The 24,566-nt window shown below is 73.6% G+C and carries 26 protein-coding genes; 17 read left to right on the plus strand and 9 right to left on the minus strand.

Annotated elements, in window-relative coordinates:
* Positions 1 to 12 precede the first annotated feature (12 nt).
* The 8 genes from NP048_RS15225 (at position 13) to NP048_RS15260 (ending at position 7,211) form a co-directional block, all read left to right on the plus strand.
* Positions 13 to 516: a TRAP transporter small permease gene (locus tag NP048_RS15225; RefSeq protein ID WP_227576465.1), complete on the plus strand. Its 504-nt coding sequence runs from the start codon at positions 13 to 15 to the stop codon at positions 514 to 516.
* Between the two features lie 14 nt (positions 517 to 530).
* Positions 531 to 1,841 carry a TRAP transporter large permease gene (locus tag NP048_RS15230; RefSeq protein ID WP_227576466.1) on the plus strand — a complete coding sequence of 437 codons (1,311 nt, stop codon included), beginning with the start codon at positions 531 to 533 and terminating at the stop codon, positions 1,839 to 1,841.
* A 101-nt stretch (positions 1,842 to 1,942) separates the two neighbouring features.
* Complete coding sequence (gene kduI / locus NP048_RS15235) at positions 1,943 to 2,773, plus strand: 5-dehydro-4-deoxy-D-glucuronate isomerase (protein ID WP_227576467.1); 831 nt, start codon at positions 1,943 to 1,945, stop codon at positions 2,771 to 2,773.
* 31 nt (positions 2,774 to 2,804) lie between these two features.
* Positions 2,805 to 3,593 carry an IclR family transcriptional regulator gene (locus NP048_RS15240; protein ID WP_227576468.1) on the plus strand — a complete coding sequence of 263 codons (789 nt, stop codon included), beginning with the start codon at positions 2,805 to 2,807 and terminating at the stop codon, positions 3,591 to 3,593.
* 29 nt (positions 3,594 to 3,622) lie between these two features.
* The gene (locus tag NP048_RS15245) at positions 3,623 to 4,405 is read left to right on the plus strand and encodes an SDR family oxidoreductase (RefSeq protein ID WP_227576469.1); all 783 of its coding nucleotides are present in this window, start codon (positions 3,623 to 3,625) and stop codon (positions 4,403 to 4,405) included.
* On the plus strand, positions 4,402 to 5,421 hold the full coding sequence (locus NP048_RS15250; RefSeq protein ID WP_227576470.1) for a C-terminal binding protein: 1,020 nt from the start codon (positions 4,402 to 4,404) through the stop codon (positions 5,419 to 5,421). Before NP048_RS15245 ends, NP048_RS15250 begins: the two co-directional genes overlap by 4 nt.
* A gap of 3 nt (positions 5,422 to 5,424) precedes the next feature.
* The gene (locus NP048_RS15255; protein ID WP_227576471.1) at positions 5,425 to 6,459 is read left to right on the plus strand and encodes a zinc-dependent alcohol dehydrogenase; all 1,035 of its coding nucleotides are present in this window, start codon (positions 5,425 to 5,427) and stop codon (positions 6,457 to 6,459) included.
* Positions 6,456 to 7,211: an SDR family oxidoreductase gene (locus NP048_RS15260; protein ID WP_227576472.1), complete on the plus strand. Its 756-nt coding sequence runs from the start codon at positions 6,456 to 6,458 to the stop codon at positions 7,209 to 7,211. Before NP048_RS15255 ends, NP048_RS15260 begins: the two co-directional genes overlap by 4 nt.
* A gap of 19 nt (positions 7,212 to 7,230) precedes the next feature.
* On the opposite strand, the gene NP048_RS15265 is transcribed toward NP048_RS15260, so the two are convergent.
* Both NP048_RS15265 and NP048_RS15270 read right to left on the minus strand, forming a co-directional pair.
* Positions 7,231 to 7,974 carry a FadR/GntR family transcriptional regulator gene (locus tag NP048_RS15265; RefSeq protein ID WP_227576473.1) on the minus strand — a complete coding sequence of 248 codons (744 nt, stop codon included), beginning with the start codon at positions 7,972 to 7,974 and terminating at the stop codon, positions 7,231 to 7,233.
* Between the two features lie 62 nt (positions 7,975 to 8,036).
* Positions 8,037 to 9,359: an L-fuconate dehydratase gene (locus NP048_RS15270; RefSeq protein WP_227576474.1), complete on the minus strand. Its 1,323-nt coding sequence runs from the start codon at positions 9,357 to 9,359 to the stop codon at positions 8,037 to 8,039.
* A gap of 141 nt (positions 9,360 to 9,500) precedes the next feature.
* On the opposite strand from NP048_RS15270, the gene NP048_RS15275 reads away from it, so the two are divergent.
* The 7 genes from NP048_RS15275 (at position 9,501) to NP048_RS15305 (ending at position 15,905) form a co-directional block, all read left to right on the plus strand.
* Positions 9,501 to 10,514, plus strand: a complete 1,014-nt coding sequence (locus NP048_RS15275) for an NAD(P)-dependent oxidoreductase (RefSeq protein ID WP_227576475.1) — start codon at positions 9,501 to 9,503, stop codon at positions 10,512 to 10,514.
* Between the two features lie 85 nt (positions 10,515 to 10,599).
* Positions 10,600 to 11,223 (plus strand): bifunctional 4-hydroxy-2-oxoglutarate aldolase/2-dehydro-3-deoxy-phosphogluconate aldolase, encoded by a 624-nt coding sequence (gene eda / locus NP048_RS15280; RefSeq protein WP_227576476.1) that lies wholly within the window; start codon positions 10,600 to 10,602, stop codon positions 11,221 to 11,223.
* Between the two features lie 35 nt (positions 11,224 to 11,258).
* Positions 11,259 to 12,362, plus strand: coding sequence for a sugar kinase (locus NP048_RS15285; protein ID WP_227576477.1), 1,104 nt, complete (start codon positions 11,259 to 11,261; stop codon positions 12,360 to 12,362).
* Entirely contained in the window at positions 12,359 to 13,111 is a 753-nt protein-coding gene (locus tag NP048_RS15290) for an SDR family NAD(P)-dependent oxidoreductase (RefSeq protein ID WP_227576478.1), read from the plus strand. Before NP048_RS15285 ends, NP048_RS15290 begins: the two co-directional genes overlap by 4 nt.
* A 62-nt stretch (positions 13,112 to 13,173) precedes the next feature.
* Positions 13,174 to 14,025, plus strand: coding sequence for a VTT domain-containing protein (locus NP048_RS15295; RefSeq protein WP_227576479.1), 852 nt, complete (start codon positions 13,174 to 13,176; stop codon positions 14,023 to 14,025).
* Positions 14,022 to 14,795: an HAD-IIA family hydrolase gene (locus tag NP048_RS15300; RefSeq protein WP_227576480.1), complete on the plus strand. Its 774-nt coding sequence runs from the start codon at positions 14,022 to 14,024 to the stop codon at positions 14,793 to 14,795. Before NP048_RS15295 ends, NP048_RS15300 begins: the two co-directional genes overlap by 4 nt.
* Positions 14,796 to 14,879: 84 nt before the next feature.
* Positions 14,880 to 15,905, plus strand: a complete 1,026-nt coding sequence (locus tag NP048_RS15305; protein ID WP_227576481.1) for an AAA family ATPase — start codon at positions 14,880 to 14,882, stop codon at positions 15,903 to 15,905.
* Positions 15,906 to 15,971: 66 nt separating this feature from the next.
* Here the strand turns inward: NP048_RS15305 and NP048_RS15310 are convergent, their stop codons facing one another.
* The 6 genes from NP048_RS15310 to NP048_RS15335 all read right to left on the minus strand — a co-directional run bounded on the left by NP048_RS15310 (position 15,972) and on the right by NP048_RS15335 (position 20,228).
* Positions 15,972 to 16,541 carry a LemA family protein gene (locus NP048_RS15310; RefSeq protein WP_227576482.1) on the minus strand — a complete coding sequence of 190 codons (570 nt, stop codon included), beginning with the start codon at positions 16,539 to 16,541 and terminating at the stop codon, positions 15,972 to 15,974.
* Positions 16,538 to 17,410: a DUF3137 domain-containing protein gene (locus NP048_RS15315; protein ID WP_227576483.1), complete on the minus strand. Its 873-nt coding sequence runs from the start codon at positions 17,408 to 17,410 to the stop codon at positions 16,538 to 16,540. Before NP048_RS15315 ends, NP048_RS15310 begins: the two co-directional genes overlap by 4 nt.
* Positions 17,410 to 17,985 carry an orotate phosphoribosyltransferase gene (gene pyrE, locus NP048_RS15320; RefSeq protein ID WP_227576484.1) on the minus strand — a complete coding sequence of 192 codons (576 nt, stop codon included), beginning with the start codon at positions 17,983 to 17,985 and terminating at the stop codon, positions 17,410 to 17,412. The genes NP048_RS15315 and pyrE overlap by 1 nt, the downstream gene beginning before the upstream one ends.
* 76 nt (positions 17,986 to 18,061) lie before the next feature.
* Positions 18,062 to 18,676, minus strand: a complete 615-nt coding sequence (locus tag NP048_RS15325) for an OmpA family protein (RefSeq protein WP_227576485.1) — start codon at positions 18,674 to 18,676, stop codon at positions 18,062 to 18,064.
* Positions 18,673 to 19,338, minus strand: coding sequence for a hypothetical protein (locus NP048_RS15330; protein ID WP_227576486.1), 666 nt, complete (start codon positions 19,336 to 19,338; stop codon positions 18,673 to 18,675). The genes NP048_RS15325 and NP048_RS15330 overlap by 4 nt, the downstream gene beginning before the upstream one ends.
* Before the next feature lie 92 nt (positions 19,339 to 19,430).
* Entirely contained in the window at positions 19,431 to 20,228 is a 798-nt protein-coding gene (locus NP048_RS15335; RefSeq protein WP_227576487.1) for an SDR family NAD(P)-dependent oxidoreductase, read from the minus strand.
* A gap of 124 nt (positions 20,229 to 20,352) precedes the next feature.
* On the opposite strand from NP048_RS15335, the gene NP048_RS15340 reads away from it, so the two are divergent.
* Both NP048_RS15340 and recQ read left to right on the plus strand, forming a co-directional pair.
* A complete protein-coding gene (locus NP048_RS15340; protein ID WP_227576488.1) occupies positions 20,353 to 21,168 on the plus strand; it encodes an SDR family NAD(P)-dependent oxidoreductase in 816 nt (271 codons plus the stop codon).
* Positions 21,169 to 21,238: 70 nt separating this feature from the next.
* Positions 21,239 to 23,350: a DNA helicase RecQ gene (recQ, locus tag NP048_RS15345; RefSeq protein ID WP_227576489.1), complete on the plus strand. Its 2,112-nt coding sequence runs from the start codon at positions 21,239 to 21,241 to the stop codon at positions 23,348 to 23,350.
* A 53-nt stretch (positions 23,351 to 23,403) separates the two neighbouring features.
* On the opposite strand, the gene NP048_RS15350 is transcribed toward recQ, so the two are convergent.
* Positions 23,404 to 24,450 (minus strand): LacI family DNA-binding transcriptional regulator, encoded by a 1,047-nt coding sequence (locus tag NP048_RS15350; RefSeq protein WP_227576490.1) that lies wholly within the window; start codon positions 24,448 to 24,450, stop codon positions 23,404 to 23,406.
* Between the last annotated feature and the right edge of the window lie 116 nt (positions 24,451 to 24,566).

Raw genomic sequence — 24,566 nt, forward strand, 5'->3', positions numbered from 1 at the left:
GAGGCTCGACTCATGACCAGAGCAAAGTTGCTCCTCGACCAGCTGCTGACGTGGGCGTGCGTGGTGTTGTTCGCCGTGCTCGTCGTCGACGTCACGTGGCAGGTCTTCACCCGACAGGTCCTCGACCAGCCCAGCACGTGGTCCGAGGAGCTCGCCAAGTACCTGTTCATCTGGCTGGGCCTCTTCGCGTCGGCGCTCGTCTTCGGCGAGCGCGGCCACATCGCGGTCGACTTCGCCGTGAAGAGACTCCCGGCCAAGGTCCAGGTCGCCGTTGCCGTCCTCGTCCAGCTCGCGATCCTCGTCTTCACCGCCCTCGTCCTGATCTGGGGCGGGCTGCGGGTCGTCGACCTGGCGTGGGACCAGAACCTCACCGGCCTGCCGGTGAACGTCGGCCCGCTGTACCTGGCGCTGCCGATCTCCGGGGTGCTCATCGCCCTCTACACCGTCTACCACCTGGTCAGGATCCTCACCGGCGCCGAGCGCGCCGTCGAGGACGCCGAGCCTGACGTCCTGTGAAGGAGGCCTGACCCATGGACCCCGCAGCGCTCGCAGCACTCATCCTGCTCGCCGGCATCGTCGTCTTCCTGCTCCTCGGAGCACCCATCAGCATCGCGGTCGGCTTGTCGTCGCTCGCCGCGATCGTCACCGCACTCGGTGTCGAGAACGGTGTGCTCACTGCCGCCCAGCAGGTCTTCCGCGGCATCAACTCGTTCCCCCTGCTGGCGATCCCGTTCTTCGTGCTCGCCGGCGTGATCATGAACCAAGGCGGGATCGCGCTACGGCTCGTCAACGCCGCCAAGGTGATGGTCGGGCGCATGCCCGGCTCGCTGGCCCAGACCAACGTCGCCGCCAACGCGCTGTTCGGCGCGGTGTCCGGCTCGGGCGTCGCGGCAGCCGCCGCGATCGGCTCCACCATCGGCCCGATCCAGAAGCGCGAGGGCTACGACAAGTCCTTCGCAGCGGCCGTCAACATCGCCTCGGCGCCCTCGGGCATGATCATCCCGCCGAGCAACCTGATGATCGTGTACTCGCTCGTCTCGAGCGCCTCGGTCGCCGCGCTGTTCGTCGCGGGCTACATCCCCGGCGCCATGTGGGCCGCGGCCTGCATGATCATCGTCTACCTGTACGCCCGCAAGCGGCCCGAGCTCAAGATGACCGAGCGGATCGGCTTCCGCGAAGGCGCCAAGACGATCCTCGCCGCCGTGCCGGCCCTGCTGCTCATCGTCATCGTGATCGGCGGCATCCTCGCCGGGATGTTCACGCCGACCGAGGGCTCGGTCATCGCGGTCGTCTACTCGCTCGTCCTGTCGTTCTTCTACCGGACCATCAAGACGCGCCAGATCCCCACGATGCTCATGGACGCCGCCCGCACCACGGCCGTCGTCATGTTCCTCGTCGGGGTCAGCTCGATCATGGGCTTCGTCATGGCGTTCGCCCAGATCCCGCAGATGGCGTCCGAGGCGATCTTCTCCGTCAGCACCAACCCGGTGGTCATCCTGCTGCTCATCGCGGTGATCCTGCTGATCCTCGGGTGCTTCATGGACCCGACGCCCGCGGTGCTGATCTTCGCGCCGATCTTCCTGCCGATCGTCACGGCCATGGGGATCCACCCCGTCCACTTCGGCATCATGATGGTCTTCAACCTGTCCATCGGGACCATCACGCCACCGGTCGGGCCGATCCTCTTCGTCGGCGCCAAGGTCGCCGACATCTCGATCGAAGCCGTGATCCGGCGCCTGCTGCCCTTCTTCGGCGCCCTGATCCTCGTCCTGATCATGGTCATCTTCACGCCGGCGCTGTCGATGTGGCTGCCCACGCAGCTCGGCCTCGTCACGCCCTGACCACCACCCCGCCCGGACGCTGCGCGGCGCAGGTCGCGCAGCGTCCCGGGCAGGCGGCCGCACGCCGCGCCGCCGCACGCCCCACCCCAGGAAGGTCCCTCATGGAACAGCGCTACGCGACCAGCCCCGAGCAGGTCCCCGGCATGGACACCGCCGAGCTCCGCCGCCGTTACCTCGTGCCCGGCCTCTTCGTCGACGACGAGGCGAACGCGGTGTACACCCACCACGACCGCGTCGTCCTGCTGGGCGCCAAGCCGGTCACCGGGCCGGTCGCCCTGCCGACGTTCCCCGAGATCCGCTCCGAGTACTTCCTCGAGCACCGCGAGGCGGGCGTCGTCAACGTCGGCGGCAGCGGGACCGTCACGGTCGACGGCACGACGTACGACCTCGCGCACGGCTCGTGCCTCTACCTCGGGCGCGGCGCGCGTGACGTGACGTTCGCGTCCGTCGACGCGGCGACCCCCGCGCGCTTCTACGTCGTCTCCGCCCCCGCCCACACCGCCTACCCGACGACGCTCGTCGAGGCCGGCAAGGGCACGGTCCGCGAGCTCGGCGACGCGCTGACGTCCAACCGCCGCACGCTCAACCAGTACATCCACGAGAACGGCGTGCGCTCGTGCCAGGTCGTCATGGGCGTGACGACGCTGCACCCCGGCAGCATGTGGAACACCATGCCGGCGCACACGCACGACCGCCGCATGGAGGCGTACCTCTACTTCGACCTGCCCGACGACGCGCGCGTCGTCCACCTGCTCGGACGCCCCGACGAGACGCGGCACCTGGTCGTCGGCAACGAGGAGGCGATCATCTCCCCCAGCTGGTCCGTCCACTCGGGTGTCGGCACCGCGAGCTACAGCTTCGTGTGGGCCATGGCGGGCGAGAATCAGTCGTTCGACGACATGGACGGCTTCCCCATCACCGACATGCGTTGACGGTCCTGACCCGCGACGAGAGGTGAGCCCCATGGCCCAGACCCAGCCCACGCCCCCCGAGCACGACGTCGAGGGCGCGAAGACGAGCGCGAGCGAGAAGACGCTGCTCGTGCTCGAGGCGGCGCTGCGCCACTCGCGGTTCACCGACGTCGTGGAGGCGACGGGCCTGGCGAAGGCCACGACCCACCGGGTCCTCGCCACGCTCGTCGACCGGGGCTTCATCGTCGTGACGTCGGACGGGCTCTACCAGCCCGGCCCGCAGATCCTGTCCCTGGCGGGGCAGGCGCTGCAGCGGCTCGACATCTCGGCGATCGCGCAGCCGTTCGTCGGTGAGCTGGTCGACCGGGTCCACTGCACCGCCCACGTCGGCGTCGCCAACGGCGACGAGATCGTCTACCTCGTCCGCATGGACTCCGACAAGCCGTACCAGATGCCGTCGCGCGTGGGGCACGCGATCCCCATGCACTCGTCGGGGATCGGGAAGGTCGTGCTCGCCGCGCGCGGCGACGAGGAGATCCAGCGCTTCGTCGCCCGCTCGGGCCTGCTGCGGCGCACCGAGCGCACGATCACGCAGCTCAGCGACCTGCAGGCCGAGCTGGCGCGCGTCCGGGAGCGCGGGTACGCGTTCGACCTGGAGGAGAACGTCCCCGGGATCGTCTGCGTCGCCGCCCCCGTGTACGACCACACCGGCACCGTCACGTACGGCGTCAGCATCTCCACCCTGGCCGTCGAGTGCTCGCCCGAGCAGCTCGAGGCCCACGCGCCGGCCGTCGTCGAGACCGCCGGCCTGATATCCACCGCCCTGGGCCACACGCCCTGAGGCGCACCACCGAAGGAAGAGAGCACGTCATGACGACGAACCCGGCCGAGTACACGGCGAGCCTGTTCACCCTCGAGGGCCGCCTGGCCGTGGTCACCGGTGCGAGCCAGGGCATCGGCCTGGCGATCGCGCAGACCCTCGCCTCGGCCGGGGCAGACGTCATCGGCGTCAGCTACGACATGGAGGACGGCGACAGCGAGGTGCGCCGCGCGGTCGAGGCCACGGGACGGGCCTTCACGCCGCTGCGGTCCGACTTCTCGGACCGCGCGCAGGTCGCGGCGCTCGCCGCGGACCTCGGTGCGCGGGACGTAGACATCCTCGTGAACAACGGCGGCACGATCCGCCGCACGCCCGCCGCGCAGCACTCGGACGAGGACTTCGACCACGTCCTGGACGTCAACATGCGCACCGCGTTCGTGCTCTCGCGCGAGGTCGGGCGCCGCATGCTCGATCGCGGGCACGGCAAGATCGTCAACACCGCCTCGATGCTGAGCTTCCAGGGCGGCATCAACGTCCCCGGCTACACGGCGTCGAAGTCCGCCATCGCGGGCCTGACCAAGGCGTTCGCGAACGAGTGGGCCGGTGCGGGCGTCAACGTCAACGCCGTCGCCCCGGGGTACGTCGCCACCGCCAACACGCACGACCTGCGCCAGGACGCCGCCCGCAGCCAGGCGATCCTCGACCGCATCCCCGCGGGCCGCTGGGCCACCCCCCAGGACATCGCCGGAGCCGTGCTGTACCTGTCCTCGCGCGCCGCGGACTACGTGCACGGCGCCGTGCTGCCCGTCGACGGCGGCTGGCTCGCGCGATGAGGATCGTCGTCACCGAGTGCGACCACGACTCCTTCGACGCCGAGCGCGAGATCGTCGCGGCCGCGGGGGCCGAGCTCGTCGTCACGCAGTCGTTCACGCCCGAGGCCCTGGTCGCCAACGCCGCCGGCGCCGACGCGGTCCTCGTGCAGTACGCGTCGATCACCGCCGAGATCATGGACGCGCTGCCGAGCCTGCGGGCGATCGGCCGCTACGGCGTCGGCATCGACTCTGTCGACGTCGCCGCCGCGACCGCGCGCGGCATCGCCGTGTGCAACGTCCCCGACTACGGCACCGAGGCCGTGTCCGACCACGCGATCGGCATGACGCTCGCGGCAGCCCGGGGCATCCCGCGGCTCGACCGCGGCATGCGGGCCGGCTCGTTCGACCTCGCCGCCATCCGGCCCGCGTACCAGACGCGGGGTCGGGTGTTCGGGGTCGTCGGCATGGGCCTGATCGGCACCGCGACCGCGCGCAAGGCCGCCGGCCTGGGCTACGAGGTCATCGGGTACGACGTCGCGGCCGACCCCGACGCCGCCGAGCACCGCGGCTTCCCGTCCGTGGGCCTCGACGAGCTGCTCGAGCGCGCGCAGGTGGTCTCCCTGCACACGCCGCTGGACGAGAGCACGCGCGGCATGATCGGCGCCGCCCAGCTCGCCCGCATGCGCACCGACGCGATCCTCGTGAACACGAGCCGCGGCGGGGTCGTCGACACCGCCGCGCTCGTCGAGGCGCTGCGCACCGGCAGCATCCGCGCGGCCGCGATCGACGTGCACGAGACCGAGCCCCTGCCGGTCGACCACCCGCTCATGGACCTCGACTCCGTGGTGCTGACGCCGCACCTCGCCTGGTACAGCGAGGAGTCCTACGACGAGCTGAAGCGACGCACGGTCGCCAACGTCGTCGAGGTCTGCGCGGGCCGGGCGCCGCGCAACGTCGTCAACCCCGAGGTGCTCGGCGCCCCGGGCCGCAACCAGGACTGCGCGCCCGTGGGCGCGGCGGCCCGGACAGGAGCCTGAACGATGAGCACCATGCGCGCGGCGGTGTGGACCGGCCCGGACGAGATCGCCGTCCAGCAGGTCCCCCTGCCGCAGGTCCCCGACGGCTGGGCCCTGGTCCGCGTCGCCTACAACGGCATCTGCGGCACCGACCTGTCGATCCTCCACGGCAAGCACCCGCGGGCGCAGGCCCCGCTGATCCCCGGGCACGAGCTGTCGGGCTGGGTCGAGCAGGCCGGTGCGACGGGTCCGCGGGAGGGCGCGCTCGTCATCGCCGAGCCCCTCATCTCGTGCGGCGAGTGCAAGGCCTGCCGCGACGGGCACGGGCACGTGTGTCGCCGCCTCGGCCTGTACGGCATCGACGCCCCCGGCGGCATGGCCGAGTACGTCGCGCTGCCCCCCGAGGTGCTGCACGAGGTGCCCGCGGGCGTCGACCCGCGCCTCGCGGCGCTCGTCGAGCCGCTGGCCGTCGCGGTGCACGCGCTCGACCTGTCCGGCATGGAGCAGGGTGACACGGTCGCCGTCTACGGCGCCGGGCCCATCGGGGTGCTGACCGCGCTCGTGGCGCGGCACGCCGGGGCCGGGACCGTGGTGGTCACCGAGCCCAGCCCGTGGCGTCGTCAGGTCGCCGCGGAGCTGGGCCTCACGGTCGTCCCCGAGGGCTCGACCATGTCCGAGGTGCTCGCGCCGCTCACCGACGGCGAGGGCGCCGACACGACGTTCGACTCCGCCGCGCACCCGACCGTCGCAGCCGATCTCGCCGCCGCGACCCGCGTGCTCGGCCGGATCGTCATCGTGGGCGTCTACAAGCAGCCCACGCCGCTGGACCTGCAGGCCGTGTGCTTCAAGGAGCAGTCGATGGTCGGCGTGCGGGTCTACACGTCCGCCGACGTCCGGCGCGCGATCGAGCTGCTCGCGTCCGACGAGCTCGGCCTGGCCGCGTTCCCCACCCGGGCCTTCGACCTGGCCGACGTGGACGCCGCCTTCGCGGCCGCGACGTCCGGCCAGGACTGCCTCAAGGTCCTCCTCACCCCCCTGCACGGGAAGGCAGACGCATGACCACCCCCTTCGACCTGACGGGCCGCACGGCCGTCGTCACCGGCGGCGGCCGCGGCCTGGGCCGCGGCATCACGCAGGCCCTGCTGGAGGCCGGCGCGGACGTCGTCGTGCTCGCGCGCAACCCGGTGCCGTCCGACCTGGCGGACCAGGCGGCGGCGCTCGGGCGCACGCTCGCGTTCGAGCCGCTGGACCTGGGCGACGGCGACGCGATCGCCGCCACGGCGGAGCGCGTGCTCGCCGAGCACCGCGTCGACATCCTCGTCAACAACGCCGGCACGCAGGACCGCTACCCCGCCGTCGACTTCCCCCTCGAGGCGTGGGACCGCGTCATCGACGTCAACCTCCGCTCGGTGTTCCAGCTCTGCCAGCTCTTCGGGCGGCCGATGCTCGAGCGCGGTGACGGCAAGATCGTCAACCTCGCGTCGCTGCTGTCGTTCCAGGGCGGGCTGACGGTGCCGGCGTACGCGGCGAGCAAGGGCGCGGTCGCGCAGCTCACCAAGGCGCTGTGCAACGAGTGGTCGGCCAAGGGCGTCAACGTCAACGCGGTGGCGCCGGGCTACATGGACACCGACATGAACGCGGCCCTGCTGGCCGACCCCGTGCGCCTCGAGCAGCTCTCGGTGCGCATCCCCGCCGGGCGCTGGGGCCGTCCCGAGGACATCGGCAACGTCGTCGTGTTCCTCGCGTCCCCCGCGGCCGCGTACGTGCACGGCCAGGTGCTCGCGGTGGACGGCGGGTGGCTCGCGCGCTGAGCGCGACCGGCGGCCCGCCTCAGCCCGCGTCGGTACGCAGGAAGTCCTCGACCGCGAGCAGGTGGGCCGCCATCCGGACGCGGGCGCGGTCGACGTCCCCGGCCGCGACCGCGTCGAGGATCGCCTCGTGCTCGCGCTGCGTCCGCGCCTCGGCACCGGCCTCGCTGACGCCGCGCGACAGCCGGTGCCGGGCCGTGCGCCCGCCCATGGCGTCGGTGAGCGCCGCGAGCACGGGGTTGCCGGCGAGCGCCCCGAGGGCGCGGTGGAACGCGAGGTCGGCGGCGAGGAGGGCCTCGTGGTCGCAGAGCCCGTCGCCGGACTCCGCGTCACCTGACGCGGCGGGCTCCCGCGACCCGGCCCGCGCCAGCACCGCCGCGCCCTGCGCGAGCGCGTCGCGCGCCGCCGTGAGGTCGGCTCCCGGTGCCCGCGCACCGGCCGCGGCGAGGCCCGCGACCTCCGTCTCGAGCAGCCGGCGCACGGTGTGCACGTGCAGCGCGTGCCCGGCGGCCTGCAGCTCGACGACGAGCCCGAGCGGTGCCACCAGGCTGCCGGGGTCGAGCGCCGTGACGTACGTGCCGTCGCCCTGCCGGGTCTCGACGACCCCGAGCACGGCCAGCGCCCGGATGCCCTCGCGCAACGACCCGCGGGACACGCCGAGCGCGTCCGCGAGGTCCTTCTCCACGGGCAGCCGCTGCCCCGGCCCGAGGCGGCCGTCGAGGATCATCGCGGTGACGCCGTCGACGACCCGGTCCGTGCGTGACATGCCTGGAGTATGCCGAACGGCGGGGGCGGCCACCGCCACCCCCGCCGTCCTGGTCGGGTCGCTCACGCCGACGCGAGCCGTCCGGCCCAGTACGCGCCGTCGGGGAAGCGGAACTCGGCGACCGACGCCTCGTGCATCTGCGTCGAGTACCCCGGCCGGCTCGGCAGGACGTAGGCGGCCTCGCGCACGACGCAGGGGTCGGTGAAGTGCTCGTGCAGGTGGTCGACGTACTCGGTGACGCGGCCCTCGCGCGACCCCGAGACCGCGACGAAGTCGAGCATCGAGATGTGCTGGACCATCTCGCACAGGCCGACGCCGCCGCCGTGCGGGCAGACCTTGACGCCGAACTTCGCGGCGAGCAGCAGGACCGCGACGATCTCGTTGAGGCTCGCGAGGCGCCCGGCGTCGAGCTGGCAGTAGTCCATGGCACCGGCCTGCATGAACTGCTTGAACATCACGCGGTTGTGGCCGTGCTCGCCCGTCGCGACGCCCACGGGTGCGACGCCGCGGCGGATCGCGGCGTGCCCGAGCACGTCGTCGGGGCTCGTCGGCTCCTCGATCCACAGCAGGTCGAACCGCGCCAGGGCGTTGGTCCACTCGATCGCCTGGTCGACGTCCCACACCTGGTTGGCGTCGATCATGAGCGCACGGTCGGGCCCGATGACGTCGCGCGCGATGCCGCAGCGGCGCACGTCCTCCTCGAGGTCGGCGCCGACCTTGAGCTTGATGTGCTGGTAGCCCTCGTCGACCGCCTCCTGGCAGAGCCGGCGCAGCTTCTCGTCGCTGTACCCGAGCCAGCCCGCGGACGTCGTGTAGCAGGGGTACCCGGTGCGCTCGAGCTCGGCGATGCGCTCGGCCTTGCCGCCCTCCTGGGCGCGCAGGAGCGCGATCGCCTCGTCGCGCGTCAGTGCGTCGGAGAGGTAGCGCAGGTCGGCGACGTCGACGAGCTGCTCGGGAGTCATGTCGGCGAGCAGCCGCCACACCGGCTTGCCGGCCACGCGACCGGCGAGGTCCCACGCGGCGTTCATGACGGCCGACAGCGACAGGTGCACGACGCCCTTCTCAGGGCCGAGCCAACGCATCTGGGCATCAGCGGTGAGGTCGCGGTAGACGCCGCCCATGTCGGCCACCATCTCCTCGACGTCCCGGCCGACGAGCAGCGCCGCCTGCTGGCGCGCCGCGATGCCGACGATGTCGTTGCCACGACCGGTCGTGAACGTCAGGCCGTAGCCGGCGAGCGGCGCTCCGTCGGCGTCGGTGCCGTCGGTGCGCAGGACGACGTAGGCGGCGGAGTAGTCGCCGTCCTTGTTCATGGCGTCGGAGCCGTCGGCGGTGAGCGAGGTGGGGAACCGGACGTCCTCGACGTCGACGGCGGTGATCTTCACGAGGCTTCCTCTCAGTGGGGGTGAGGACACCGTACTCGATTCATCAGACCTTTGGAGCGCCTAGCGTGCGCCGTTCCGCATCACACGCCCGGCGGGACGGCTATGTTGGACTCGATACATCAGATGATTAGGGAGGGTTTCATGCGCGACACGTACCACGTCGGCGTCACCGCCGACGGCTTCCTGCCCGACGGCTCGTCCCGGTTCGGCGACCTCGGCCTCGACCGGCTCACCGCGGCCGGCCTCACCTGGGAGTACCTGCCGTCCGTCGAGCACCAGCTCACGCCCGACGTGCTGGCCCCGTACGACGCGGTCCTGTCCCTGGGCCACCTCGGACTGACGCGGGACGCCGCGGCCGCGGCTCCCCGCCTGCGCCACCTCGCGCGCTACGGCGCGGGCTACGACGGCATCGACGTCCCGGGCGTGGCGGCCGAGGGCGTCGTCGTGACCAACACCCCGACCGCCGTCCGTCGGCCGCTCGCCCTCGCCGCGCTGACCCTCCTGCTGGCGCTCGCCCACCGGCTGCCCGAGAACCACCAGGCGGCGGCCGAGGGACGCTGGGGCGACCGCGGCCTGTACCGGGGGCCGGGCGTCGCGGGCCGCACCGTCGGCATCGTCGGCCTCGGCGGCGTGGGGTGCGAGCTGGCCGAGCTCGTCCGCCCCCTCGGGGTCCGCGTGCTGGCCGCCGACCCGGGCGCCGACACGGCGCGCGCCGAGAGCGTCGGCGCGCAGCTCGTGCCGCTCGACCGGCTCGCCGCCGAGTCGGACTACGTCGTCCTCACGGCCGCCCTCACGCCGTCGTCGTACCACCTGGTCGACGCGGGCCTCCTGGCGGCGATGCGACCGACGTCCTACCTCGTCAACGTGGGCCGCGGCGGGCTCGTCGACCACGACGCGCTGCGGTCCGCGCTGCTCGCGGGCCGGATCGCGGGGGCCGGGCTGGACGTGCTCGAGCCCGAGCCGCCCGCGCCGGACGACCCGCTGCCGACGCACCCGGACGTCATCGTGACGCCGCACGCGCTGTGCTGGACGCAGGACTTCACCGACGCGGTCGCGACGAGTGCGGTGGAGGCGATCATCGACGTCGCCCAGGGCCGCCGGCCGGTGCACGCGCTGGACCCGTCCGCGCTGCACCACGAGCGGCACGCCGGCTGACGCCGGAGCGTCCCGTTGTGAGAGTGTGTTCCTCACAACGGGACGCTCGTTCCGCCTAGCGCAACGCACACGAGGAGAACCCCCGATGGACACCCTGGACCAGCTCGCCGCCGCCCGGCTCGTCCCGGTCGTGGTGCTCGACGACGCCGCCGACGCCGCACCGCTCGCCGCCGCGCTCGCCGCGGGCGGGCTGCCGGTTGCCGAGGTCACGTTCCGCACCGCCGCGGCCGCCGACTCGATCCGCGCGATGAGCGAGCGCGGCGACATGCTCGTCGGCGCCGGCACCGTGCTGACCCCGGCCCAGGTCGACCAGGCCGTCGCCGCGGGCGCCTCGTACGTCGTCTCCCCCGGCCTCAGCCGCGCCGTCGTCGAGCGCTGCCAGGAGCACGGCATCCTCGCGCTGCCCGGTGCCGTCACCGCCACGGAGATCCAGGCCGCGCTCGAGCTGGGGCTGACGACCGTGAAGTTCTTCCCCGCCGGCACGTCTGGCGGCGCCAAGGCCATCGCGGCCCTCGCGGCGCCGTTCGGCGGCGTGCGCTTCGTCCCGACCGGCGGCGTGAGCGCCGCCAACCTCCACGAGTACCTCGCCGTGCCGTCGGTCGTCGCCGTCGGGGGCTCGTGGATGGTGAGCAAGGACCTGGTCCGCGCGGGCGACTTCGCGGGCATCACGCGCCTCACCGCCGAGGCCGTCGCCCTGACCCGGCGCTGACCCCACCCGCACCGACCACGAGACCGAGGACCACCATGACCGCCCTGTCCATCCGCCCCGCGGCCGACTGCCGCTACGACGTCGTCTCCCTCGGCGAGGTGATGCTGCGTCTCGACCCGGGCGAGGGCCGCATCCGCACCGCCCGGCAGTTCCGCGCCTGGGAGGGCGGCGGCGAGTACAACGTCGCACGCGGCCTGCGCCGCGCGTTCGGCCTGCGCGCGGCCGTCGTCACCGCGCTGGCGGACAACGAGGTCGGCCGCCTCGTCGAGGACTTCATCCTCACCGGCGGCGTCGACACGTCGTTCATCCGGTGGGCGCCGTACGACGGCATCGGGCGTGGCGTGCGCAACGGCCTCAACTTCACCGAGCGCGGCTTCGGCGTCCGCGGCGCCGTCGGCGTCTCCGACCGTGGGCTGACGGCGGCCTCGCAGATGAAGCCCGGCGACGTCGACTGGGACCACCTGTTCGGGGACCTCGGGGTGCGCTGGCTGCACACCGGCGGCATCTACGCCGCGCTGAGCGAGACCACCGCCGAGGTCGTCGTGGAGGCCGTGACCGCCGCCCAGCGCCACGGCACCGTCGTCTCCTACGACCTCAACTACCGGCCGTCGCTGTGGAAGTCCATCGGCGGGCAGGCGAAGGCGCAGGAGGTCAACCGGCGCATCGCGGAGCACGTGGACGTCATGATCGGCAACGAGGAGGACTTCACGGCCTCCCTCGGGTTCGAGGTCGAGGGCGTCGACGAGAACATCTCCGCCATCGAGGTCGACGCGTTCGCCGCCATGATCGAGACGGCCGCAGCCGCCTACCCGAACTTCAAGGTCATCGGCACGACGCTGCGCACCGTGCACTCCGCGAGCTGCAACGACTGGGGCGCGCTCGCGTGGTCGCGCGAGACGGGCGTCGTGCAGGCCACGTACCGCGAGCGCCTGGAGATCCTCGACCGCGTCGGCGGCGGCGACTCGTTCGCGTCCGGCCTGGTCTACGGGCTGCTCGACGAGCAGCCGCTCGCCACGGCCGTCGAGTACGGCGCCGCGCACGGTGCGCTGGCCATGACGACCCCGGGCGACACCACCATGGTGACCAAGGCCGAGGTGCTCAAGCTCGCGGGCGGCGGCAGCGCGCGGGTCGACCGGTGACCGGTCCCCTGCAGGGTCGCACCGCGCTCGTCACGGGCGGCGGCACCGGCATCGGCCGGCAGGTCGCGCTCGCGCTCGGGCACGCCGGCGCCGACGTCGCGGTGACCTACCGCACGCACGACGCCACCGACCTCGTCGCCGAGCTGCGCGCGCTGGGCCGCACGGCCGTCGCGTACGAGCTCGACGCGACCGACCCCGCCGCGGTGCGCGAGGTCGTCGCCGACGCCGCCGCGGCGCTCGGCGGCCACCTCGACGTGCTCGTCAACAACGCGGGCGGCATCGTCGGGCGCGTGCCGTTCGCCGAGGTCACCCCCGAGCACTGGCGCGCGGTGATGGACGTCAACCTCACCAGCACCTACCTGGTCACGCAGGCCGTGCTCGACGTCATGCCGGACGGCGGGCGCGTCGTGCAGGTGTCCTCGGCCGCCGGCCAGGACGGCGGCGGTGCGGGCGCGAGCGCCTACGCGGCGGCCAAGGCCGGCGTCGACGGGCTCACGCGCGCGCTCGCCAAGGAGCTCGGCCCCCGCGGGATCACGGTCAACTCCGTCGCGCCCGGGTTCATCGGCGACACCCCGTTCCACGAGCGGTTCACGCCCGATGCCGGGCAGCGTGCGGCCGTCGCCGGCACGCTCGTCGGGCGCGCCGGGACCCCGCAGGACGTCGCGGCGGCCGTGGTGTACCTCGCAGGCGAACCGGGCTTCATGACGGGTGCCGTGCTCGACCTCAACGGCGGCGGGCACCTGCGCTGAGGGCCGCCCCCGGGGACGACCGACTGTCCCCGGGGGCGCTCGTGCGCCGTACCCTGGTCCTCATGCTGACGACGACGGTGCTCTCGGCCGCCCTGACGGACGGGTCGCTCCCGCTCCTGGCGGGCGGACCCCTTCCCGCTCTCGGGCCGGACTTCATGGACCCGGAGCACCTCATCCGCTCGTTCGGCACGGCGGCCCTCATCGGCATCGTCGCCGTCGTGTTCATCGAGACGGGGCTGCTCTTCCCGTTCCTGCCCGGCGACTCGCTGCTGTTCACCGCGGGGGCGCTGGTGGCGCAGGACTCCCTGCAGCTCAACATCTGGATGCTGTGCGGCATGCTCTTCCTGGCGGCGTTCGCCGGCGACCAGGTGGCCTACGCGATCGGGCGCAAGCTCGGGCCCAAGGTCTTCAGCCGCCCCGACTCGCGGTTCTTCAAGCAGAAGTACATCGACCAGACGTACAAGTACTTCGACAAGTACGGCGGCCGGACGATCATCGTGGCGCGCTTCGTGCCCTTCGTGCGCACCTACGCCCCGGTCGCGGCCGGGGTCGGCAAGATGCGCTACCGGCACTTCGTGTCCTACAACGTCGTGGGCGCGCTGCTGTGGGGCGTCGGCGTGACGCTCCTGGGGTACTGGCTGGGCAACTTCTCGTTCATCAAGAACAACATCGAGGCGCTGCTGATCCTCATCGTCGGGGTCTCGGTCCTGCCGGTGGCGTTCGAGCTGTGGCGCGCGCGCCGCAAGGAGCAGGCCGGCGAGACCGTCGAGGGCCGCGACACCGAGTACGACGAGCCGGTCGAGCGCGCGTCGGTCGAGCGCGAGGTCTTCGGGAACGCGGCGACGCCGCCGGTGCCCGGGCAGGCCGGCACGCCGGCCGTCGACGACGAGGTCGGGGAGCACACGCAGCGATGACCCGCGAGATCCGGTCGTGGCTCTCCGACATGGACGGCGTCCTGGTCCACGAGGGCACGGCCCTGCCGGGTGCGGCGGACTTCGTCGACGCGCTCAAGGCGGCAGGTCGCCCGTTCCTCATCCTCACGAACAACTCGATCTTCACGCCGCGCGACCTGCGCGCGCGCCTCGCCGCGACGGGCATCGACGTGCCCGAGGAGGCGATCTGGACCTCGGCGCTGGCGACCGCGCAGTTCCTCACCGACCAGATGCCCGGCGGGTCCGCCCACGTCATCGGCGAGGCTGGCCTGACGACCGCCCTGTACGAGGCCGGGTACACGCTCACGGCCGCGCGCCCGGACTTCGTCGTGCTCGGTGAGACCCGGACGTACTCGTTCGAGGCGATCACCCAGGCGATCCGGCTGATCCAGGCCGGTGCACGCTTCATCGCGACCAACCCGGACGTCACCGGCCCCAGCGCCGAGGGTGACCTGCCCGCGACGGGCGCCGTGGCCGCGATGATCTCCGCCGCGACGGGTCGCAAGCCGTACTTCGTCGGCAAGCCCAACCCGATGATGATCCGCTCGGCGCTCAACCGGATCGACGCCCACTCCGAGACGACTGTCATGGTCGGCGACCGCATGGACACCGACGTGGTCGCCGGCATCGAGGCGGGCCTGCGCACCTACCTCGTGCTCACCGGCTCGACCCGCGCGGCCGACGTCGAGCGCTTCCCGTTCCGGCCCACGGCCGTCCTCGGATCGGTGCAGGACCTCATCGAGATGGTCTGACCAGGGCGTATTTGCCCCCGTCCAGCGGCCCGACGGGGCCGTTCGTCCCGGCCTGGCCGCCCTGGGAGCGACCACCCTGAAGGCATGCGCAACAGCGAGCTCGCCCAGGTGCTGCGGGCGGCCAACCCCTGGTGGTCGCGCCGTCGTCGCGCCACGTGGGTGCTCGACGACGCCGACCTCGCGTCGCGCGCCCGTCACGAGTGGGCTCCGGCGACCGCCGCGGCCCGTTCGAGGCTCGCCGCCGTCGCCGACAGGCCGCGCCCTGGCACCGTGACGCTCCTCGTGGGCATGCGCGGCGTCGGCAAGACGACCGCCGTCAAGGACGTCGTCGCGCACCTCGTGGCCGACCCCGCGACGGACCCCCGTCGCATCGTGCTGTTCCCGGTCCAGCTCGTGGACGACGCGGGCGCGATCTCGACCCTCCGCCCGACGGACCTGGCGACCGCGCTGCGCACCCCCACCCGTACCGGTGCACCGGCCTGCGACGGGCACCGCGTGCTGGTCGTCGACGAGGTCGGCGCGGTCGCCGGCTGGCCGCGGATGCTCGCCGACGCCTGCCGTCGTGGCGACCAGGTGCTGGCCACCACGTCGGTCCTCGACCCCGCCGACCTCGCCGCGCTCACGGCGGACGTGCCGGCCGGAGCCCTGGCCGTGCGGCACCTGCAGCCCGCGAGCATGTCCGAGCTGCTGCTCGCGCAGCCCGCGGGCCGCACGCAGGACCTGCGGGCCGAGTACCTGCGGCACGGCGGGCTGCCGCGCGCGATCGCCGAGCACCGCGACCTCGGTGACGTCGGCGACGAGCTCGTCGCGAGCCTGGCCGCCGGCCTGCACGTCGACGTGTGCCGTGGCGAGGACGGGTGCCCGCTCGACGTCCTGCTGTCGGCCGTGTGCGCGACCACCGACCGGTTCGTGGAGCCCGAGCCGCTGGCGCAGCTGCTGGGCCTCTCGACGCCCCAGGTCGGGCTGCTCCTCTCGCGCCTGGAGCAGGCCCACGTGCTGGACCCGCGTCGCGGCCTCGTGGACCCCTTGCTGCACCGGCTCCCGTCGCTCCTCGCGCCGGGACGTCACACCGCACCCTCGACGCAGCACATCGCGACGTTCTCGCACTGAGCCCGGCACGGCGACGCCCGGCCCTCCCGTGGGAGGACCGGGCGTGGGACCGGGCGGCGCGGCCGCTCAGAAGCCGACGGACGGCGCCTGACGGACCTGCGTGTCGTCGACCTCGAAGTACTCGGCCCGCGTGAACCCGAACATGCTCGCGATCACGTTGGCCGGGAACGTCTCGACCTTGGTGTTGAGCGTGCGGACGTTGGCGTTGTAGAACCGCCGGCCCGCGGCGATGCGGTCCTCGGTGTTGGCCAGCTCGGCCTGCAGCTGCTGGAAGTTCTCGCTGGCCCGCAGCACGGGGTAGTTCTCGGCGACCGCGAGCAGGCGTCCCAGCGCGGAGTTCAGGGCGTTCTCCTGCACGGCCTGCTGGGCCGGGCTGTCGACGGGCCCCGCCGCGGCGGCCCGGGCGCGCGTGACCTCGTCGAACACGTTGCGCTCGTGGGCCGCGTACCCCTTGACGGTCTCGACGAGGTTCGGGATCAGGTCGTGCCGGCGGTGCAGCTCGACGTCGATCTGGCGCCACGACTCCTGCACGAGGTTGCGCAGCCGGACGAAGCCGTTGTACTGGGCGACACCCCACAGCAGGACGATGACGACGACGGCGATCAGGACGACGAGGGCGATGGTGCCACCGGTCACGAGGACTCCTTGGGGACGGGGTGTGGCCTGATCGTAGCGAGCGGGTCGTGGCCGTGGTCCTGCCACACGTGCCGCGGCACGGCGTCCGCGACGGCGGTCAGCGTCATGAGGCGCGCAGCGATCTGGTCGACGTCGGTGCGCCCGTCCTCCCACGTCACGAGCCACGTGTTCTCGATGCGCCACGGCCGACCGACCAGGTGGGGCTGCAGCAGCCGCTCCATGAGCCGGGGGTGCAGCACGGCGTGCGCGGTGCGCTCGTCGGCCGCCACGACGCGGTACTCGCGGTTGAACGCCTCGAGCTCGAGCTGCAGGTCCTTGCCCCCCGCGAGCTTCCTCAGCCGTGCACCGACGCCCTCCGGGGTCACGTCGAGCCGCGGCAGGTCCGCCGGGAGCCGCAGCGCCACGACGTGCGCGAAGTGCGTGCTCTGGTCCTTGCCCGAGCCGGTGGTCCACCGGTACGTGAACGACACCGCGGGCCAGCCCTGCCAGTCGCGGCGCATCACCTCCGTCGCCGCGTGGGAGTCCCCGGTGCTGAACGGTGCGCCGGTCTGGATGCGCTCGAGCGCGGCGTCGTACCGCGCGTAGTCCCACCCGTTGGCGCGTGCCCAGGTCGCGAGCTTGTCGTGGCGCCGCTTCTGCCACGCGTTCCCGATCGCGACGCCGATGACGCCGATGACGCCGAAGAACGCCACCCCGACGAGGTCCGAGACGTCCAGGCTCATCTGGGTCAGCACGAAGTGCCCGATGGCCACCGTCCAGACGACCAGGAGGCCGTAGACGACCGCCCGGGGTACCTGGAGCCGCTTCCGCGGGATCGGTCCGCCCGGCTCGGCGCCTGGACGCGCGGGGCCGGGCGGCGGCGTCGACATCACGACAGGCCCAGGTCGGTCAGGTCCAGCAGGTGGTGGTAGGTCACGCCGAGCGCCTCGATGGCCTCGCGCGCGCCGGTGCCGCGGTCGACGATCGTCGCGACAGCGACGACCTCCCCGCCGGCATCGCGGACGGCCTCGACGGCGGTGATGGCCGAGCCCCCGGTGGTCGACGTGTCCTCGACCACGACGACGCGTCGCCCGGCGACGTCGGGGCCCTCGATGCGGCGCTGCAGACCGTGCGCCTTGCCCGCCTTGCGCACCACGAACGCGTCGAGGTCCTGCCCGCGCGACGCGGCGGCGTGCAGCAGCGCCGTGGCGACCGGGTCGGCGCCGAGCGTCAGGCCGCCGACGGCGTCGATCTCCGCCGTGCCCAGCCCGGCCTCCTCGAGCAGGTCCAACATGAGGTGCCCGATGAGGGGCGCGGCGCGGTGGTGGAGCGTCACGCGGCGCAGGTCGACGTAGTAGTCGGCCTCCTTGCCGGAGGACAGCGTGACCCTGCCGTGCACCACGGCGAGGTCACGGACGAGGGCGACGAGCTGGTCACGGGGCGCTGCGGCGGGGGCGTCGGTCACGGCCGTAGGGTATCGGGCCGCCTCGGCGGCTTCGTGCGGCGTCCGCAGTCACCCGGACGTGGCCGTCACCCGATGGTCAGCCGGTGACGCGCACCTCGACGCGGCGGTTGAGCGCACGACCGGAGGGGTCGTCGCGCCCGTCGGACGTCTCCTCGGCCACCGGCTGCGAGCTGCCGTGACCGGTGACGGTCAGCACCAGGTCCGGCCGGGCCGCGGCGAGAGCGTCGGCGACGGCCTGCGCGCGCGCCTGCGAGAGCGGCCCGTTGACCCCGTCGCCCCCCAGCCCGTCGGTGTGCCCGTCGACCGCGACCGCCGCACCCTGCGGCAGGGCCGCGCCGAGATCCCCGATCGCGGCGCTCGCACCGGGGGCGAGCTCGGCGCTGTCGAACCCGAACAGCAGGTCCGACGTCAGCGTCGTCACGCCCTGCGACTCGCGCGCGAGCTCCCGCACCGACTTCTCCCGGACGAGGGCGAGCGGGCCGCCGACCAGGTGGAGCGGCCCGCCCGTGAGCCGCAGCGTCGCGCGCTCGATCATGTCCGGCGTGACAGGCGTCCGGGCGAGCTCGGCCCAGGGGGGCTCACCGGAGGTCGACGCCGCGGCGCCCGCACCGCCCGCGGGGGCGACGACGAGCTGGACCGTCGCGGCCAGGGCGAGCGCCGCACGCCCGCGCCGCGCGGCCGCAGGCCTCACGAACCCTGCCGTGCGGTCACACCGGTGAAGACCGGCAGACCGTCGGCGATCAGCACGTCGAGCGACCCGCCCTCGTTCTCCGGCGCCGGGAGCGCTGCCCAGCCCTCGAGCGTCGAGTGGTTGCGCACCGCGGTGTTCAGGGGCACGAGGGGGGAGGCGAGCATCGTGGCGTCGCAGAGGTCGCGGTCCGCGTCGTCACCGTTCCAGTCGCCCTTGATGCACAGGGGCATGAACGCCTGCAGGTGCGTCGTGTCCGTCACGAGGGGCACGGGGTCGATCCCGAGGTCGAAGAGGCTCATCTCCTCGTCGTCGCCGCGGTCGGGCGCTTCCCACCGCAGCGCCCAGCGCACCGTGAGCACCTCGGCGTCGACCCGCACGTCACGCAGGATCAGCGTCACCTCGCCGCCGGCAACCTCGGAACCGGCCGGCGTGTCGACCGTCTGCTCGGCGATCACCTGCGTCGCGACGTCGTCCACGGGCGCGGCCTGCTCGCCCTCGCCGCCCTCGGCGGCCGGCCCGCTCGCCGTCGTGGAGGCAGCCGGCTCGTCCGTGGCGCCGGTGCAGGCCGACGTCAGCGCCACCACGCCGACCGCCGCGAGGGCCACCAGGGCGCGGCGCAGCACAGGACCACGGCGCAGGACGGGACGGGGGGTCAGGCGCATGCGTGTCCTCCAGGGACGGTCGACGAGTGCTGCACGCTACCCGGCACGACCCCCAGGCGGACGAATCGGACGTCCCTCGTCGCCCGGACGGGTCAGGCGTCCACCGTCGGCACGTCGGGGGCGTCGTCGGCCAGCGCCCGGCGGTACCCGCTGAACGTCCGCACGGCGGACCGCGGGACCAGCTTCAGGATCGTCGAGACTGCCTTGTACCGCAGGCTCGGGGTCGACAGGACGACGCCGCGGCGCACGTCCGCGAGCGCGCCGGCCACCACGTCCTCGGCGTCGAGCCACGCGACCGACGGGTAGTGGGCCGTGTCGATGCGCCCCCGCTCGTGGAACTCCGTGTGCGTGAAGCCCGGGGCGACGACCGTCGCCGTGACGCCCGTCCCCTTGAGCTCGACCGCGAGCGCCTCCGTGAAGACCCGCACCCACGCCTTGTGCGCGGAGTACGTGCCCGACGCGGTGAGCCCGGCGACCGAACCGACGTTGAGGATCGCGCCGCGGCCGCGCCGCTTCATCGCACCGGCGGCGGCGTGCGAGAGCACCATGGGCGCGCGGACCATGAGGTCGAGCGCCCGCTCCTCCGCGGCGACGTCGCCGTCGACGAAGGGCTGGTTCAGCCCCATGCCGGCGTTGTTGACCAGCAGACCCACCGGACGCTCGTCGTCCCGGAGCCGCGCGGCCACACGCTCGACGTCGGCGCGGTCGGTGAGGTCGGCTGCCAGTACCTCGGCGCGGATCCCCGCCGCGGCCTCGAGCTGCGCCGCGAGGCGGGTCAACCGTCCCTCGTCGCGCGCCACCAGGACGACGTCGTGCCGTGCCGTGGCGAGCTGCCAGGCGAACTCCAGACCGAGGCCGGCGCTCGCGCCGGTGACCAGTGCGGTACCCATGGCGTCACCCTACGGAAAGCTGCGCCACCGCGTCGCGCGGTCCCGCGTGTCGCGGCCCCTTGCCCTCGTGCGGGCTCCCCGGCCCGCCCGTAGCGTGAGGTCCCACGTCGACACGGAGGTGAGCATGGAGAACGCACTGGTCCCCGCCCCGCTCGCACTGGTCACGGGCGCGTCGAGCGGCATCGGGCTGGAGGTCGCCGTCCGGCTGGCCGAGCTCGGGCACGACCTGGTCGTCACGGCCGAGGACGACGGTCTCGCTCTCGCGGCGGACGGGCTGACGCAGCACGGCCGCGCCGTGCGCGCGGTGCGGGCCGACCTCACGCAGGCCGCGGACGTCGACGCGCTGGTCGCCGAGGTGAAGGGGACGGGTCGCCCGCTCGACCTGCTGGTCCTCAACGCCGGCACGGCCGTGGGCGGCGCCTTCCTCGACGTCCCCCTGGAGGAGCACCTGAGGACGATCGCGCTCGACGTCGTCGCGCCGGTACGCCTCGCCAGCGCGCTGCTGCCCGCGATGGTCGCGCGGGGGTCCGGCCGCGTGCTGGTGACGTCCTCGGTGGCCGCGCTGATGCCCGGGCCGTACTACGCGACGTACGCGGCGTCCAAGGCGTTCGACCTGTCGTTCGCACAGGCCCTGCGGTACGAGCTGCGGGACACCGGCGTCACGGTGACGGCGCTGCTGCCGGGGCCGACGGACACCGACTTCTTCGAGCAGGCCCACATGGAGGACACGCGCGTCGCGCACGGCGGCAAGGACGACCCGGCGGACGTCGCGCGGCAGGCCGTCGAGGGCCTGCTGAAGGGCGACGAGAAGGTCGTGGTGCGCTCGGTGCGCGCCAAGGGCCAGGCCGCGGCGGGCGCGCTGCTGAGCGACGGCGCCGGGGCCGCCCTGCAGGCGCGGTTCACCGAGCCGCTGGGGAGCTCCGAGCCCGACGAGGGCTGACGCGGGGGCCCTCGTCCACAGCCCCCGTGCGTCGGTCCCGGTGGCCCCCGCCGGCTCGTAGGGTGGTCGGGTGCAGCCGGACCCCGCCGTTCCCCAGGCCCGTCGACGACGGACGACGGGTGCCGTCGACCCCGCACCGGTCGCTGACGGACCGGCGCCCGACGCCCCGACCTGGGACGCCGATCCTGTGGAGCCCTGGTGGGACGAGGCTCCCCCGCCCTCCGACGACGCGCCGCCGCCGGAGTCGTGGGCCGAGGACCCGTGGGCGGGCGCACCGCCGCCGACCGGCCGGACCACTGCGCGGCGCCCCGACGCGCCCCGCAGCACCGCCGCGGGGGCGCCCGCGCCGTCGCACGGCACCGCCGCCGACGTGCTGCACCGCGTGTGGGGCTACGACGCCTTCCGCGGCGACCAGGCGGCGGTCGTCGACACCGTGGTCGCCGGTGGCGACGCGGTCGTCCTCATGCCCACCGGCGGCGGCAAGTCGCTGTGCTACCAGGTGCCCGCGCTGGTCCGCCCGGGTACGGGCGTCGTGGTGTCACCGCTGATCGCGCTCATGCAGGACCAGGTGGACGCGCTGTCGGCGCTGGGCGTGCGGGCCGGCTTCCTCAACTCCACGCAGGAGCGGCACCAGCGGCGCGCGGTCGAGGACGCGTTCCTCGCAGGCGAGCTCGACCTGCTGTACCTGGCGCCCGAGCGGCTGCGGGTGCCCGAGACGCTCGACCTGCTGGACCGCGGCCACGTCGCCCTGTTCGCGATCGACGAGGCGCACTGCGTGTCCCAGTGGGGGCACGACTTCCGGCCCGACTACCTCGCGCTGTCGCTGCTGCACGAGCGCTGGCCGGACGTGCCGCGCATCGCGCTGACCGCGACCGCGACGCACGCCACGCACCGCGAGATCTGCGAGCGCCTGCAGCTCACCGACGCGGCCCAGTTCGTCGCGAGCTTCGACCGGCCCAACATCCGCTACCGGATCGTGCCGAAGGACAACCCGCGCGCGCAGCTGCTGCACCTGCTGCGCACCGAGCACGAGGGCGACGCGGGCATCGTCTACTGCCTGTCGCGCGCGTCGGTCGAGCAGACGGCCGAGACGCTGCGCAAGGAGGGCATCGACGCGCTGCCGTACCACGCGGGGCTGGACCGGCAGGTCCGGGCGGCGAACCAGTCCCGGTTCCTGCGTGAGGACGGGGTCGTGATGGTCGCGACCATCGCGTTCGGCATGGGCATCGACAAGCCCGACGTGCGGTTCGTCGCGCACCTCGACCTGCCGAAGTCCGTCGAGGGGTACTACCAGGAGACCGGGCGCGCGGGCCGCGACGGGCTGCCCTCCACGGCATGGCTCGCGTACGGCCTGGCGGACGTCGTCCAGCAGCGCCGCATGATCGACACATCCGAGGGCGACGCCGCCCACAAGCGGCGGCTCACCCAGCACCTCGACGCGATGCTCGCGCTGTGCGAGACGGTCGACTGCCGCCGCACCCAGCTGCTCGCGTACTTCGGGCAGGAGTCCGACGGGCCGTGCGGCAACTGCGACACGTGCCTCGAGCCGCCGCAGTCGTGGGACGGGACCGTCCCCGCGCAGAAGCTGCTCTCGACGGTCGTGCGGCTCGACCAGCGCGGGCAGCGCTACGGCGTCGGGCACCTCGTGGACATCCTGCGCGGCAAGGCGACGCCGCGCGTGCAGCAGCTCGGCCACGACGCGCTGTCGACGTTCGGCATCGGCCAGGACCTGTCGGACGGCGAGTGGCGCGGCGTCGTGCGTCAGCTGCTGGCCGCCGAGATCCTCGCGGTGGACTCCGACGGGTACGGCACGATCCGGCTCACGCCCGCGTCGGGCGACGTGCTGCGCGGCGAGCGGGAGGTGCGGCTGCGCCGCGAGCCCGAGCGCACGGGCCGCGCGACGCGCGAGCGCCGCGGGTCGGGTCGGACGCCTGCCGCCGCGGCGGACCTCACCGGGGACGACGCCGGGCTGTTCGAGGCGCTGCGCGCGTGGCGCGCGGGCGCGGCCAAGGAGCAGGGCGTGCCCGCCTACGTCGTCTTCCACGACGCGACGCTGCGGGAGATCGTCACCCGCCGGCCGACGTCGCGCGCCGAGCTGGGCGAGATCAGCGGCATCGGCGCGGCCAAGCTCGACCGCTACGCCGAGGGCGTGCTGACGACGCTGGGCGCGGCCGCAGACTGATCTCCCGGTCGATCGCCCGGTGCTGGTCGACCGGTGCTGGTCGACCGGCGCGGTCAGCCCGCCGCGCCCGTCGAGGACCGGACGATCAGGTGCGTGGGCAGCATCACGGGGTCGGCCGCGTCGCGCACCGGGACGACCGGTTCGTCGTCGAGGCCACCGGCGTCCTCGTCGTCCGACCGTCCTCCCTCGAGCCGCGCGAGCAGCAGGTCGGCAGCCATGCGGCCCGCACGCTCGACGGGCGACTCCACCGTCGTCAGTGCGGGCCGGACGAGGTCGGCGCCGAAGATGTCGTCGCACCCGATGACGCTCATGCGCCCGGGTACGGGGACGCCACGGACGTCGAGCCGCTCCAGGACACCGAACGCCAGGAGGTCGTTGAACGCGATCACCGCGGTGACGCCCGACTCGACGGCCGCGTCGGCGGCCTGGGCGCCGGACGCACGGACCGGTGCGTAGGGCCCCAGGACGACGAGGTCGACACCGAGCCGCGCCGCGGCCGGCTCGAGCGCCTCACGTCGGCGCCGGTCCGACCAGGACGTCGCCGGACCGGCGGCGTAGGCGATGCGCGTGTGGCCGAGCCCGACGAGGTGCTCGAGCGCCTGGACCATGCCGCCTGCGGTGTCGAGCAGCACGCCGGGCGTCCCGGGGATCGTGCGGTTGACGACGACGAGCGCGAGGTCCTGGGCGGCGCCGGCGATCTGCTCGTCGGACAGACGTGATGCGGCGAGGACCGCGCCGTCGACCTGCCCGCGCAGCTTGCGCAGCGTGTCGAGCTCGACCTCGGCGGACTCCTCGGTGTCCGCGAGCACCTGGACGTACCCGGACTCCCGCAGCCGCGCGCCCGTGCCACGCACCAGACCGAAGAAGAACGGGTTGGTGACGTCGGGGAGCACGAGCGCGACCGTCGCGGTGCGGCCTGAGAGCAGGGCGCGTGCCGATGCGCTGGGGATGTACCCGAGCTCCTTGGCGACCGCGACGACGCGGTCCGCCGTATCGGCGTTGACCCGACCCGGCTTGGTGAGTGCGCGCGAGGCGGTCGACACCGCGACCCCTGCCGCCGCAGCGACGTCACGCAACGTGGGCTGCCGCCTGACGGCCATGCACCCTCCCGGTCCGGGTCTGGACCCCGCGCGGCGTTGCGCGGAGCCGGTCCTTGCTGGCAAACGATTGCCAGCCTAGCGTGTTCATGCCTAGTCTCACCAGTGCCCCTCCGCGA

Source organism: Cellulomonas xiejunii (assembly GCF_024508315.1).
GTDB classification, from domain to species: domain Bacteria; phylum Actinomycetota; class Actinomycetes; order Actinomycetales; family Cellulomonadaceae; genus Cellulomonas; species Cellulomonas xiejunii.

Bases quoted from the DNA above. Each gene is read 5' to 3' on its own strand.
- NP048_RS15250 (WP_227576470.1), top strand. From the start codon at position 4,402: ATGAGGATCGTCGTCACCGAGTGCGACCACGACTCCTTCGACGCCGAG.
- NP048_RS15285 (WP_227576477.1), top strand. From the start codon at position 11,259: ATGACCGCCCTGTCCATCCGCCCCGCGGCCGACTGCCGCTACGACGTC.
- NP048_RS15335 (WP_227576487.1), bottom strand. From the start codon at position 20,228: ATGGGTACCGCACTGGTCACCGGCGCGAGCGCCGGCCTCGGTCTGGAG.
- NP048_RS15265 (WP_227576473.1), bottom strand. From the start codon at position 7,974: ATGTCACGCACGGACCGGGTCGTCGACGGCGTCACCGCGATGATCCTC.
- NP048_RS15305 (WP_227576481.1), top strand. From the start codon at position 14,880: ATGCGCAACAGCGAGCTCGCCCAGGTGCTGCGGGCGGCCAACCCCTGG.
- NP048_RS15225 (WP_227576465.1), top strand. From the start codon at position 13: ATGACCAGAGCAAAGTTGCTCCTCGACCAGCTGCTGACGTGGGCGTGC.
- eda (WP_227576476.1), top strand. From the start codon at position 10,600: ATGGACACCCTGGACCAGCTCGCCGCCGCCCGGCTCGTCCCGGTCGTG.
- NP048_RS15315 (WP_227576483.1), bottom strand. From the start codon at position 17,410: ATGTCGACGCCGCCGCCCGGCCCCGCGCGTCCAGGCGCCGAGCCGGGC.
- NP048_RS15300 (WP_227576480.1), top strand. From the start codon at position 14,022: ATGACCCGCGAGATCCGGTCGTGGCTCTCCGACATGGACGGCGTCCTG.
- NP048_RS15255 (WP_227576471.1), top strand. From the start codon at position 5,425: ATGAGCACCATGCGCGCGGCGGTGTGGACCGGCCCGGACGAGATCGCC.
- NP048_RS15295 (WP_227576479.1), top strand. From the start codon at position 13,174: ATGCTGACGACGACGGTGCTCTCGGCCGCCCTGACGGACGGGTCGCTC.
- NP048_RS15260 (WP_227576472.1), top strand. From the start codon at position 6,456: ATGACCACCCCCTTCGACCTGACGGGCCGCACGGCCGTCGTCACCGGC.
- NP048_RS15330 (WP_227576486.1), bottom strand. From the start codon at position 19,338: ATGCGCCTGACCCCCCGTCCCGTCCTGCGCCGTGGTCCTGTGCTGCGC.
- NP048_RS15340 (WP_227576488.1), top strand. From the start codon at position 20,353: ATGGAGAACGCACTGGTCCCCGCCCCGCTCGCACTGGTCACGGGCGCG.
- NP048_RS15240 (WP_227576468.1), top strand. From the start codon at position 2,805: ATGGCCCAGACCCAGCCCACGCCCCCCGAGCACGACGTCGAGGGCGCG.
- kduI (WP_227576467.1), top strand. From the start codon at position 1,943: ATGGAACAGCGCTACGCGACCAGCCCCGAGCAGGTCCCCGGCATGGAC.
- NP048_RS15230 (WP_227576466.1), top strand. From the start codon at position 531: ATGGACCCCGCAGCGCTCGCAGCACTCATCCTGCTCGCCGGCATCGTC.
- NP048_RS15275 (WP_227576475.1), top strand. From the start codon at position 9,501: ATGCGCGACACGTACCACGTCGGCGTCACCGCCGACGGCTTCCTGCCC.
- NP048_RS15245 (WP_227576469.1), top strand. From the start codon at position 3,623: ATGACGACGAACCCGGCCGAGTACACGGCGAGCCTGTTCACCCTCGAG.
- NP048_RS15350 (WP_227576490.1), bottom strand. From the start codon at position 24,450: ATGGCCGTCAGGCGGCAGCCCACGTTGCGTGACGTCGCTGCGGCGGCA.